Source organism: Streptomyces sp. NPDC093018, from assembly GCF_040684035.1.
In the GTDB taxonomy this organism is placed as follows: Bacteria; Actinomycetota; Actinomycetes; order Streptomycetales; family Streptomycetaceae; genus Streptomyces; species Streptomyces murinus.
Genome location: NZ_JBFBFF010000003.1, coordinates 673,591 through 685,067, shown reverse-complemented (window position 1 = coordinate 685,067; position 11,477 = coordinate 673,591). Strand labels below are relative to the sequence as shown.

Below are 11,477 nucleotides of genomic sequence, written 5' to 3'. Positions count from 1 at the left end.
ACTTGCATGTGTTAAGCACGCCGCCAGCGTTCGTCCTGAGCCAGGATCAAACTCTCCGTGAATGTTTACTCGGCCGAAAAATAATTCAGCCGGTGCACAAACTGAAGAGCGGAACAGTCGGAGGAATAGTCCGACCGTTCACAGCGTCCTCGCTGTGTTTATTTCAAAGGAACCACGTCCCGATCGTGATGACCGGAGACGGGGTATCAACATATCTGGCGTTGACTTTTGGCACGCTGTTGAGTTCTCAAGGAACGGTCACTTCCTTTGTACTCACCCTCTCGGGCTTTCCTCCGGGCTTCCCTTCGTGTTTCCGACTCTATCAGATCCTTTCGGCTCCGATTCCCGGTCGGCGGGTTTGTCTCGGGGTTTTCGGCTTTCGCCTCGGCCCTTTCGACATTCACTACGTTAGCTCATTCCCTGCGGGCCTCATAATCGAGTCCCTCGGGTTCGAATTCGGGCACGCGAACGCGTCGAAAACGACCCCGGTGAAGGGGTTGGACTAGGTAATGGGTTGGCCGCTCCGGCTGCAGGCGATCGCCGTACCCGGTTCAGCGGCTCGGGATACATTACGCACCTTCGGGGGGCGAGTCAACTTCGCCTGCGCCGCGGGACATGCGCCCGGTACGGACTCACCGTCGGATCGTCGGCCACCCAGTAACGCCAGGGGTGGACCTCACCGTTCCCGCCCTCCCCCGCGACGCCGGTGCGCGGACCGCTCCGTACCTGTTCGGCGGGGACGGGGGTGCCGGTCAGGATCCGCAGCGGGGTCTCGCCCGCGGTGCAGGCGTCCGTGCCGTCCAGGGCGCGGTCGACCTCCAGTGCGGTGGCGAGCCGGGCCGGGCCCTTGGCCAGTTCCCTGTCATTGCGGGCCGTGGGCCGGCGCTTGCGGGCCAGCTCCGTGCCCTCGACGACCTCGCCGGCCCGCAGCAGTACGGCGCTCGCCCTGCCCTCGGGGCCGCAGACCAGGTTCATGCAGTGCCACATGCCGTAGGTGAAGTAGACGTACACATGTCCGGGCTCCCCGAACATCACCGCGTTGCGTGCGGTGCGGCCGCGGTAGGCGTGGGAGCCCGGGTCGTTCGGGCCGTCGTACGCCTCGACCTCGGTCAGACGTACCGAGATCGGGCCGTCGGGTGTCGTACGGACCAGGACACGGCCGAGGAGGTCGGGGGCGACGTCGAGGACCGGGCGGTCGAAGAATTTCCTGGGCAGCGGCATACGGTCCCGGGGCGCGATCATGCCGCCCGAGGGTAGTCCACCGGGGTGGTCCGGACGGGGCACGGTCGGGGCGGAACCGGGCGTGGGGGTGATCGCGTTTGTAGGGGCGAGGTCCGTTCGTAAAGGGAGAGTCAATGGCGTTCAAGAAGCTGCTCGCGAGCCTCGGGGCCGGCGGTGCCTCGGTCGAGACGGTGCTGACCGAGGTGAATGTCGTACCGGGTGGTGTGGTCCAGGGTGAGGTGCGGATCCAGGGCGGTTCCGTGAACCAGGCCGTCGAGGGGCTGTCCGTCGGTCTTCAGGCGCGGGTCGAGGTCGAGAGCGGCGACGAGGAGTACAAGCGGGACATCGAGTTCGCCAAGGCGCGGCTCGGCGGTGCCTTCGAGCTTCAGGCGGGTGCCGTGCACGCGGTGCCGTTCGGCCTGGAGATCCCCTGGGAGACGCCGGTGACGATGATCGACGGCCAGGAGCTGCGGGGAATGCACATCGGGGTGACGACCGAGCTGGCGATCGCCCGGGCCGTCGACTCCGGTGACCTGGATCCGGTCAATGTGCACCCGCTGCCGGCGCAGCAGGCGATCCTGGACGCCTTCATCGCCCTCGGTTTCCGTTTCAAGAACGCCGACATGGAGCGCGGCCACATCCGGGGCACCCGGCAGCGGCTGCCGTTCTACCAGGAGATCGAGTTCTACCCGCCGTCCCAGTACCGGGGTCTGAACCAGGTCGAGCTGAGCTTCGTGGCCGACGAGCACGCCATGGACGTCGTACTGGAGATGGACAAGAAGGCGGGGTTGTTCAGCGAGGGCTCGGACACCTACCGCTCCTTCCAGGTGGGCCACCACGACTGGCAGGGGACCGATTGGGCTGCCTACCTCAACCAGTGGCTGTCCGAGGTCGGCAGCCGGCGCAACTGGCTCTAGAGTTCGCTCTGTTCTTTCCAGATCTTCGATCAGGAGGTACCAAGGTGACCGAGCTGAAGCGGCGACCGCTCCCCCATGACTTCCACCCGCCGGTGCCGTCGTTCACGGTGACCAGCGAGGATGTCCAGGAGGGCGCCACACTCAAGGGTGCTCAGGTCTACGCGGACGGGAACACCTCGCCGCAGCTGCGGTGGGAGGGCTTCCCGCCGGAGACCAAGAGCTTCGCCGTGACCTGCTACGACCCGGACGCGCCGACCGGCAGCGGATTCTGGCACTGGGTCCTGTTCGACATCCCGGCCTCGGTGACGGAGCTGCCGGCGGGCGCGGCGAGCGGCAAGTTCGAGGGCCTGCCCGAGGGCGCCGTGCACGCGCGCAACGACTACGGGACGCGGGACTTCGGCGGTGCCGCCCCGCCGCCCGGTGACGGCCCGCACCGTTATGTGTTCACGGTGTACGCGGTGGACCAGGAGAAGCTGGGTCCCGACGCGGACGCCTCGCCGGCCTTTGTCGGGTTCAATCTGCGTTTCCACGCGATCGCGCGGGCGCAGCTCATCGGCGAGTTCGAGAACACCGAGCAGGGCTGACCGCCCCGCCTCGTTTGAGCCAAGCGTTCATTGAACGTTTGCCCGCCTCCGGTCTTGGAAGTGATCGGAGGCGGGCATTTTTTATTGCGTTGTCCATCTCGGCGCGCCCGTACAGAGTTGATCCGAGCCCGCCGGGGGGTGGGCAGGTGCGCACGGGAGGTGGGCTGGATGCGTGACACGCTGGTGCTGAACGCGAGTTTCGAGCCGCTGTCTACGGTGACTCTGAACCGCGCCGTCGTCCTGGTGCTCCAGGACAAGGCGGTGGTCGAGCAGGCCCATCCCGAGCTGCGGATGCGGGGGGCCGCCGTGGACATACCCGCGCCCCGGGTGATCAGGCTGTGCAGATATGTACGGGTGCCGTTCCGAAGACAAGCGCCGTGGTCGCGGCGGGGGGTGCTGGTGCGGGACCGGCACCGGTGCGCGTACTGCGGGCGCAGGGCGACGACGGTGGACCATGTGGTGCCGCGGGCCCAGGGAGGGCAGGACACCTGGCTGAACACGGTGGCGGCGTGTGCGGAGGACAATCACCGGAAGGCGGCCCGGACTCCGGAGGAGGCCGGGATGGCGTTGCTGCGGGTGCCTTTTGAGCCGACGCCGGCGGATGCGATGCTCTTGGCCTTGCGGCAGGACGATCTGGACGGGCTTCCTGAGTGGCTCGCTCGGGATGCGGCCTGAGAGTCTGCCGGGTTCTGTCTGACGGCGGGTGCGGGTTGTCGTGCGCTGCTCGCGCAGTTCCCCGCGCCCCTGAGGGGGCGCGGGTGGTGCCCTGCGTTGCGAAGTGACCTCTAGTCGATGCTCGGCTTCTCGCGGCGTTCCGTCGCCGGGCCCTTGTTCTGGGCCGGGAGGGTGGCGCCGCCGCCGCTGTTGCCGCCGCCCAGGGAGCCGAAGTTGCCCATGGCGCCGGAGAGGCCCTTGAGGGCGTCACCGATCTCGCTGGGGACGATCCAGAGCTTGTTGGCGTCGCCCTCGGCGATCTTCGGGAGCATCTGGAGGTACTGGTAGGACAGCAGCTTCTGGTCCGGGTCGCCTGCGTGGATGGCCTCGAAGACGGTGCGGACGGCCTGGGCCTCGCCCTCGGCGCGCAGGGCGGCGGCCTTGGCCTCACCCTCGGCACGCAGGATCTGGGACTGCTTCTCACCCTCGGCGGTGAGGATCGCGGCCTGCCGGGTGCCCTCCGCGGTGAGGATCGCGGCGCGCTTGTCGCGGTCGGCGCGCATCTGCTTCTCCATCGAGTCCTGGATGGAGGTCGGCGGCTCGATGGCCTTCAGTTCCACGCGGTTGACGCGGATGCCCCACTTGCCCGTGGCCTCGTCCAGGACGCCGCGCAGGGCGGCGTTGATCTCCTCGCGGGAGGTCAGCGTGCGCTCCAGGTCCATGCCGCCGATGATGTTGCGCAGCGTGGTGACGGTGAGCTGCTCGATCGCCTGGATGTAGCTGGCGACCTCGTAGGTGGCCGCGCGAGCGTCCGTCACCTGGTAGTAGATGACGGTGTCGATGTTGACGACCAGGTTGTCCTGGGTGATCACCGGCTGGGGCGGGAACGGTACGACCTGTTCGCGCAGGTCGATGCGGTTGCGGATGGTGTCTATGAACGGGACCACGATGTTCAGGCCCGCGTTCAGGGTCCGCGTGTAGCGGCCGAAGCGCTCGACGATGGCCGCGCTGGCCTGTGGGATGACCTGGATGGTCTTGATCAGGGCGATGAAGACCAACACCACCAGAATGATCAGGACGATGATGACCGGTTCCATCGTGTTCCCCGTACCCCTCTCCGCTTCAAAGGATCTTGCCCGTCGAGTCTGACAGACCGGGACCCAACTCGTGGGCCAGTTGGCTCAGATGACGATGGCGGTGGCTCCTTCGATGTCCACGACGTCCACCTCCTGGCCCGCCTCGTAGGCCCGGTCGGCGTCCAGGGCGCGCGCCGACCAGATCTCCCCGGCGAGCTTGACGCGGCCGCCGGAGCCGTCGACCCGTTCCAGTACGACGGCCTGCTTGCCCTTCAACGCCTCGATGCCGCTGGCGAACCGGGGGCGCTGTCTGCTGTGCCGGTTCGCGATGGGCCGTACGACGGCGATGAGCGCGACGGAGACGACGAGGAAGGTGATCACCTGGGCGACGACGCCGGGGCCGAGGGCCGCGACGACCGCGGCCGCGACGGCTCCCACTGCGAACATGCCGAACTCGGGCATGGCGGTGACGACGAGCGGGATTCCGAGCGCGGCCGCGCCGACGAGCCACCACACCCATGCGTCGATGTCGTTCACATGGTCATCGTAGGGCCCCGACCGGGCGGCGGACAGGGCGCGTTGGGGACCGGGGCCCTTTACGCGGGGGTCAGGACAGCGGCAGGCCGTGGGCGGTCCAGCGGTCGCCGACCTGCTCGACCACGAGCGGGAGGCCGAAGCAGCGGGAGAGGTTGCGGGAGGTCAGCTCCAGCTCGATCGGGCCGGCGGTGAGGACCTTGCCCTGACGGATCATCAGGACGTGGGAGAAGCCGGGGGCGATCTCCTCGACATGGTGGGTGACCATGATCATCGAGGGCGCGATGGGGTCGCGGGCGAGCCGGCCGAGGCGGCGCACCAGGTCCTCGCGGCCGCCGAGGTCGAGGCCGGCGGCGGGCTCGTCCAGGAGCAGCAGTTCGGGGTCGCTCATCAGGGCGCGGGCGATGAGGGTGCGCTTGCGCTCGCCCTCGGAGAGGGTGCCGAAGCGGCGGTCGAGGTAGTCGCTCATGCCGAGGCGGTCGAGGAAGGCGCGGGCGCGCTGCTCGTCCACGTCCTCGTACTCCTCGTTCCAGGCGGCGGTCATGCCGTAGGCGGCGGTGAGGACCGTCTGGAGGACCGTCTGGCGCTTGGGGAGCTTCTCGGCGAGGGCGATGCCGGCCACGCCGACGCGGGGGCGCAGCTCGAAGACGTCGGTGCCGGGCTTGCCCAGGGTCTCGCCGAGGATGGTGACGGAGCCCGTGGTGGGGTAGAGGTAGCTGGAGGCGACGTTCAGGAGGGTGGTCTTGCCGGCGCCGTTGGGGCCGAGGATGACCCAGCGTTCGCCCTCCTTCACCGACCAGGAGACCTGGTCCACCAGAGCCCGGCCCTCACGGACCACGGATACGTCCTGAAGCTCCAGAACATCGCTCATGAGCGCGTTGTCTCCCCTTGCAGTGTGGCCGGTCTCGGCTGTCGCGTACGCCTGTGGCGCGGTCCGCCGCGCCGGTGGGCACGGCCCGTATGAAATCTACGCCACCGGTGCGCCGGTCCATTCCATCGGTCCGGTCCTTAGGGTGGGGGCATGCTCACGGAACCGCGTTCAGGACGCCTTGCCGCTTGGGGAAATGCCCTTTTGGCCGGACTTGTCTCACCGGATGACGCCGCGCTCGCCATTGTGGGTGACGACGCCGTGCACCGGGTGGCCGGGCTGCCCGGGGAGGCGGCGCCGGTGGGGCTGACGCTCGCGCTGGGGCGGCTGCGGACGCTGGGGGCGACGGGACTGCGGGTGGCGCTGCCGGCGCCGGGCCATCCGCTGGGGCTGAGCGGCCCGCCGGAGTTCAACGCGCGGGCGCTGGACGCGGCGGAGGCGGTGGTCTGCTTCGGCACCGCGTTCGGGCTGGTGCCGGAGGTGTCCGAGGCCGGGCCCGCCGGTGATGTGCATGTCGAGGTGGTCTGGCACGCCCTGCCGGTGCGCGAGGCCCCGCCCGCGGACGTGCCCTCCCTGGGCGAGGCGGAGCGCGAGCTGGCGGAGGCCCTGCGGGATGCCACGGCGGTGCTGGCCCGCCTGGACGTGGCCGCCTCGGGTCCGGTGGCCGAGGCCGCGATCGACGCGTACCGGGCGCGGGCGGAGACCGGCCGCGAGGTCCTGGCCCCGGGCTATCCGCCCCGCGCGGCCCGTGTGCTGGAGCTGGCGCAGCGCATCGCCCTGCTGATCGCCCTCGCGCACGATCACGGTCACGGGGCCGCGGTCACCGCCTCGGAGATGGCGTCCCGCACCCAGGCGCTGCGCCCGGTGGAGCGGACGGCCCGGCGGGCGCAGGTGGCGGCGTACAACTCGATGGTGGAGGAGCGGGAGCGCGGTGTGCGGTGAGCTCCGGGGCCGGACAAAGGGGCGGGCCCCCCGGTGGATCCGGGGGGCCCGCGCCGCGGTCGGGATGCCTCAGTGGTTGAGGCCGACGTTGCCGAAGGCCGGGTTCAGCACGCCGATGACGTCGATGCTGTCACCGGTCACGTTGACCGGGACGTGGATCGGCGCCTGGATGGCGTTGCCCGAGACGACGCCCGGGGAGTTCACGGCCGCGCCGCCGGCCTCGCTCTGGGCGGAGGCCAGGCCGGCACCGGCGGCCAGCAGGCCACCGGCCACCATCGTCACGGCCGCTGCCTTCTTCAGGTTCTTCACTTTCAAACCCCTCTTGGACGTTCACCACGGCGGTTCTCCGTGGCACGCACTGGAGAACGGTGGAGATCGCCCGGGGATGCGCCATCCGGGTGACATTCCCACGACGGTATGAATCTCAGTCCGGAACGGGACTTCTGGGGGGAACCGGCGTACGGCATCCGTACGGACGTCTCAGCCGGCCACCCCGTGCCGTACGGCCCACAGCGCGGCCTGGGTGCGGTCGGCGAGGTCGAGCTTCATCAGGATGTTGGAGACATGCGTCTTGACCGTCTTCTCGGAGAGCACCAGCGCACGGGCGATCTCCCGGTTGGAGCGGCCGTCGGCGATCAGGCCGAGCACCTCGCGCTCCCGCTCGGTGAGCGCATTCCCCCGGCCCTGACCGGAGTTGGCCTCCTCCTGGGACAGCAGCGCGCCCGCCACCTCGGGCTGGAGCAGGATGTGCCCGGCGTGCACGGAGCGGATGGCACCGGCGAGGGCGTCCGGGTCCACGTCCTTGTACACATACCCGGCGGCGCCCGCGCGCAGGGCCGGTACGACCGTGCGCTGCTCGGTGAAGCTGGTGACGATCAGCACCCGTGCGGGGTTGTCGAGTTCGCGCAGTCTGCGCAGGGCGTCGATGCCGTCCATGCCCGGCATCTTGACGTCCATGAGGACGACGTCGGGCCGCAGTTCCTCGGCGCGGGCCACCCCCTCCGCGCCGTCGGCCGCCTCGCCGACGACCACTATGTCCTCCTGCACCTCCAGGAAGGTGCGCAGGCCCCGGCGGACGACCTGGTGGTCGTCGACGAGCAGCACCTTGATGGGCTCAGCCACCGGGGACCTCCAGTTCGATCGTGGTGCCCTTGCCGGGCGCCGATTCCACGGTCAGCGTGCCGCCGACCCCGCTCGCCCGGTCCCGCATCGAGACCAGTCCGAGGTGCCGCCCGGCGCGGCCGACCGCGGCCGGGTCGAAGCCGGTGCCGTCGTCGCTGATCCGCAGCACCGCTCCGGGGCCGCGCCGCGCCACGCTCACGTCGACGCGCTCCGCGTCCGCGTGGCGCAGCGCGTTGTGCAGGGCCTCCTGGGCGACCCGGAGCACGGCCTCCTCCTGGGCGGCGGGCAGTGCGCGGTAGCCGGCGCCGGTGAAGGTGACGCGGGCGGTGTGGGCGCGGTCGAGGACCTGGATCTGGGTGCGCAGGGTGGCGATCAGCCCGTCCTCGTCCAGTGCGGCGGGCCGCAACTCCACGACGGCGGCCCGCAGTTCCTCGGCGGCCTCGGCGGCGAGCGCGGCGACCTGGTGGAGTTCGCCCTTGGCGCGGGCCGGGTCGCGGTCGACGAGGGCGGCGGCGGCCTGGGCGGTCAGGCGCAGCGAGAACAGCTTCTGGCTGACCGCGTCGTGGAGTTCATGGGCGAGCCGGGAGCGCTCCTCGGCGATGGTGAGTTCGCGGCTGCGCTCGTAGAGGCGGGCGTTGGTGAGGGCTATCGCGGCGTGCTGTGCGAGGAGGGCGAGCAGTTCCTCGTCCTCCTGGGTGAAGCCGCAACTGCCTTCCGGCTTGGGGCAGTTCTTGTTCGCCAGGAACAGCGCGCCGATGGTCTCGTCGCCGTCGCGGATGGGCAGCCCGAGGAAGTCGACGAGGTCGGGGTGGGCGTCGGGCCAGCCCTCGAAGCGGGGGTCCTTGCGCACATCGGCGAGGCGTTCGGGGCGGGCCTCGTGCAGCATCGCGGCGAGGACGCCGTGCTGGCGGGGCAGCGGGCCGATCGCCTTCCACTGGGCGTCGCTGACGCCGTCCACGACGAACTGGGCGAAGCCGCCGTGGTCGTCGGGGACGCCGAGGGCGGCGTACTGCGCGTCGAGGAGTTCGCGGGCGGAGGCGACGATCGTCTTCAGGACGTCGCGCATCTCCAGATGCCTGCTCATGGCCAGCAACGCGGAACTCACCGCGGCGAGGCCGGACCGGGGGCGGTGGCTCATGCCCTCACGGTACCGGCGGGGTGTCCGGGCGCGGATCGGGCCGCCGACGGCCCCGGCGCCGTCCGCTGGTCCTAGGCCGAGCGGCTTAGGCCGCGGGGACCCCGCCCGGTGTCGTAGGCCGGAGGGACCGGGCGGTCGTCGTACGCCGAAGGGCCCCTCCCCCACGGGACCCGCGGCCGAGGCGGGGAGGGAGGGGGCGTTCCTACGGTGATCGGCATCCGTCCGAGCGGGCGGGGAGCGACGAGGGGACGGTAGTCATGCCGGTAGGGATCATCACGGGCGCCTCGAAGGGGCTGGGGCGGGCGCTCGCCGAGGCGCTGGCCGCGCGGGGCTGGGACCTGGTGCTGGACGCGCGGGGCGCGGAGGCACTGGCCGGGGCCGCGGCGGCGGCCGGCCGGTACGGCACCCGGGTGTCGGCGCTGCCCGGGGACGTCACGGACGCCGGGCACCGGGCCGCGCTGGTAGCCGCCGCCCGTGCGCTGGGCGGTCTCGATCTGCTGGTGGGCAACGCGAGCGCGCTCGGCGCCGAGCCGCTGGTACGGCTGGCGGAGCTGCCGCTGGACGGGCTGCGGCGGGCGCTTGAGGTGAACGTCACCGCCGCGCTCGGCCTCGTACAGGAGGCGCTGCCGCTGCTGCGGGCGTCGGCCGCGGGCACGGTGATCGCGGTCAGCTCGGACGCGGCCGCGGAGGCGTACGAGACCTGGGGCGGCTACGGCGCCTCGAAGGCGGCCCTGGACCAGCTGGCGGCGGTGCTCGCCGCGGAGGAGCCGGGCCTGCGGGTGTGGGCGGTGGACCCCGGGGACATGGCGACCGACCTGTACGCGGCGGCCGTACCGGGCGACACGGAGGAGCGGCCGGCGCCGGACACCGTCGTACCGGCGTTCCTGCGGCTGCTGGACGAGCGCCCGGCGAGCGGGCGGTACGCGGCGCCGACCCTTGTGGCGGGCCGATGACCACGATCGTGCGGGTGCCGGAGGAACTGTCCGCGCGAGTTCCGGCCGAGCAGCGGGGTCCGGGGCGGGCCCGGGACGACGTACGGCTCCTCGTCTCCCGCGGCACCCGGGTGACGCACCACGGGTTCCGCGAGCTGCCGGGGCTGTTGCGGGCCGGGGACCTGCTGGTGGTGAACACCTCCCCGACGCTGGCCGCCGCGGTGGACGGGCGGATCGGGGAGACGCCCGTGGTCGTGCACTTCTCGACCCGCGGTGACGACGGCCGCTGGGCGGTGGAACTCCGCGAGCCGGACGGCCGGGGCACCACCCGCGCGCGGGCGGGCACACGCGCGGGGACAGAGGTACGGCTGCCGGACGGGGTCCGGCTGATGGTGGAGGAGCCGGTGGGCGGGCGGGAGCCCGGCGGCGGGCATCCCGTAGGCAGGCATCCCGTAGGCAGGCCGGAGTCCCTGGGCAGGTATCCGGAGTCCCTAGGTAGGTATAGGGAGAGGTTGTGGTGGGGGCGGGTCGAGGGTGGGGCCGTGCTGGGGCTGCTGCGGGGGCACGGGCGGCCGATCCGGTACTCCTATACGACGCGGGACCAGCCGCTGTCGGCGTACCAGACCCTGTTCTCCCTCCCCTCCCCCGACGGCGCGGGCAGTGCGGAGATGCCGAGCGCGGGGCGGCCCTTCACCGAGCGGGTGGTGGCGGAGCTGGTGCGCGGGGGCGTGGGGTTCGCGCGGGTCACCCTGCATACCGGGGTGGCGTCGGCGGAGGCGCACGAGCCGCCGTACCCGGAGTGGTTCACGGTGCCGGAGGCGTCCGCGCGGGCGATCGACGCGGCGGCGGCCGGAGGAGGCCGGGTGATCGCGGTGGGCACGACGGCCGTACGCGCGGTGGAGTCGGCCGTGGGGGCGGACGGCACGGTGCGGGCGTGCGAGGGGTGGACGGACCTGGTGGTCACGCCCGAGCGCGGGGTGCGGGTGGTGGACGGGCTGCTGACCGGGCTGCACGAGCCGGAGGCCTCGCATCTGCTGATGCTGCGGGCCGTCGCCGGACGGGCCGCGGTCGACCGTGCGTACGAGGAGGCGCTGCGCGGGCTCTATCTGTGGCACGAGTTCGGGGACGTCCATCTCCTCCTTGGGGAGGAGACCCCGCGCTGAGCCTCACAGAGTGAGTTGCGATGGCAACTCCCCGTGAGGTTGATCTGCGTTCCCTGTGAGCCCGCACATAGGGCCTACATCACCTACGAACGGACATAGGAGATATACCCCCCGCCACGAACGGGACAGATGGTCCAGTCTGTCCCGTTTTGGCCATCCCTGATCCACTATCCAGCTTCGTACGTCACACCTTTGCCAGGGCATTTTGCGGCCGCTAAGAATTGCTCTCGTCGCTCAGCGCCGTGGGTTTCTCCCCGCGGCTTTTGTGCGGGAGGAACCGATTCCCCCGGCGGACGCAGGAGCGACCTCCGCGCTAACGAAGAGGT

Annotated in this window: 13 protein-coding genes and 1 rRNA gene; 6 read left to right on the top strand and 8 right to left on the bottom strand. The window is 71.0% G+C overall.

The annotated features are described in order from the left end of the window. Positions 1-62 (bottom strand): 16S ribosomal RNA (locus AB0N90_RS10490); the annotation flags it as partial. A 529-nt stretch (positions 63-591) separates the two neighbouring features. Further along, positions 592-1,242: a DNA-3-methyladenine glycosylase gene (locus tag AB0N90_RS10485; protein WP_365194714.1), complete on the bottom strand. Its 651-nt coding sequence runs from the start codon at positions 1,240-1,242 to the stop codon at positions 592-594. 113 nt (positions 1,243-1,355) lie between these two features. Between AB0N90_RS10485 and AB0N90_RS10480 the strand changes: the two genes are divergently transcribed. The 3 genes from AB0N90_RS10480 to AB0N90_RS10470 all read left to right on the top strand — a co-directional run bounded on the left by AB0N90_RS10480 (position 1,356) and on the right by AB0N90_RS10470 (position 3,397). Beyond that, positions 1,356-2,138, top strand: a complete 783-nt coding sequence (locus AB0N90_RS10480) for a sporulation protein (protein ID WP_365194712.1) — start codon at positions 1,356-1,358, stop codon at positions 2,136-2,138. A gap of 44 nt (positions 2,139-2,182) precedes the next feature. Next, positions 2,183-2,722 (top strand): YbhB/YbcL family Raf kinase inhibitor-like protein, encoded by a 540-nt coding sequence (locus AB0N90_RS10475; RefSeq protein WP_365194710.1) that lies wholly within the window; start codon positions 2,183-2,185, stop codon positions 2,720-2,722. Between the two features lie 168 nt (positions 2,723-2,890). After that, positions 2,891-3,397 carry an HNH endonuclease gene (locus AB0N90_RS10470; protein WP_365194707.1) on the top strand — a complete coding sequence of 169 codons (507 nt, stop codon included), beginning with the start codon at positions 2,891-2,893 and terminating at the stop codon, positions 3,395-3,397. 110 nt (positions 3,398-3,507) lie between these two features. On the opposite strand, the gene AB0N90_RS10465 is transcribed toward AB0N90_RS10470, so the two are convergent. The 3 genes from AB0N90_RS10465 to AB0N90_RS10455 form a co-directional block, all read right to left on the bottom strand. After that, positions 3,508-4,473, bottom strand: a complete 966-nt coding sequence (locus tag AB0N90_RS10465; RefSeq protein WP_037656593.1) for an SPFH domain-containing protein — start codon at positions 4,471-4,473, stop codon at positions 3,508-3,510. Positions 4,474-4,557: 84 nt separating this feature from the next. Continuing rightward, positions 4,558-4,989, bottom strand: a complete 432-nt coding sequence (locus AB0N90_RS10460) for an NfeD family protein (RefSeq protein WP_037656595.1) — start codon at positions 4,987-4,989, stop codon at positions 4,558-4,560. A gap of 70 nt (positions 4,990-5,059) precedes the next feature. Next, entirely contained in the window at positions 5,060-5,857 is a 798-nt protein-coding gene (locus tag AB0N90_RS10455) for an ABC transporter ATP-binding protein (RefSeq protein ID WP_085564083.1), read from the bottom strand. 150 nt (positions 5,858-6,007) lie between these two features. On the opposite strand from AB0N90_RS10455, the gene AB0N90_RS10450 reads away from it, so the two are divergent. Then, complete coding sequence (locus tag AB0N90_RS10450; protein WP_365194702.1) at positions 6,008-6,796, top strand: hypothetical protein; 789 nt, start codon at positions 6,008-6,010, stop codon at positions 6,794-6,796. Positions 6,797-6,865: 69 nt separating this feature from the next. Here the strand turns inward: AB0N90_RS10450 and AB0N90_RS10445 are convergent, their stop codons facing one another. The 3 genes from AB0N90_RS10445 to AB0N90_RS10435 all read right to left on the bottom strand — a co-directional run bounded on the left by AB0N90_RS10445 (position 6,866) and on the right by AB0N90_RS10435 (position 9,056). Further along, entirely contained in the window at positions 6,866-7,105 is a 240-nt protein-coding gene (locus AB0N90_RS10445; protein WP_085564085.1) for a chaplin, read from the bottom strand. A gap of 171 nt (positions 7,106-7,276) precedes the next feature. Then, complete coding sequence (locus AB0N90_RS10440) at positions 7,277-7,918, bottom strand: response regulator transcription factor (RefSeq protein ID WP_361670411.1); 642 nt, start codon at positions 7,916-7,918, stop codon at positions 7,277-7,279. Beyond that, complete coding sequence (locus tag AB0N90_RS10435; RefSeq protein ID WP_365194700.1) at positions 7,911-9,056, bottom strand: GAF domain-containing sensor histidine kinase; 1,146 nt, start codon at positions 9,054-9,056, stop codon at positions 7,911-7,913. The genes AB0N90_RS10440 and AB0N90_RS10435 overlap by 8 nt, the downstream gene beginning before the upstream one ends. Positions 9,057-9,313: 257 nt before the next feature. Between AB0N90_RS10435 and AB0N90_RS10430 the strand changes: the two genes are divergently transcribed. Together AB0N90_RS10430 and AB0N90_RS10425 are read left to right on the top strand one after the other, a co-directional pair. Beyond that, a complete protein-coding gene (locus AB0N90_RS10430) occupies positions 9,314-10,009 on the top strand; it encodes an SDR family NAD(P)-dependent oxidoreductase (protein WP_365194697.1) in 696 nt (231 codons plus the stop codon). After that, positions 10,006-11,151, top strand: a complete 1,146-nt coding sequence (locus AB0N90_RS10425; protein WP_365194694.1) for an S-adenosylmethionine:tRNA ribosyltransferase-isomerase — start codon at positions 10,006-10,008, stop codon at positions 11,149-11,151. The genes AB0N90_RS10430 and AB0N90_RS10425 overlap by 4 nt, the downstream gene beginning before the upstream one ends. The last annotated feature ends 326 nt before the right edge of the window (positions 11,152-11,477 follow it).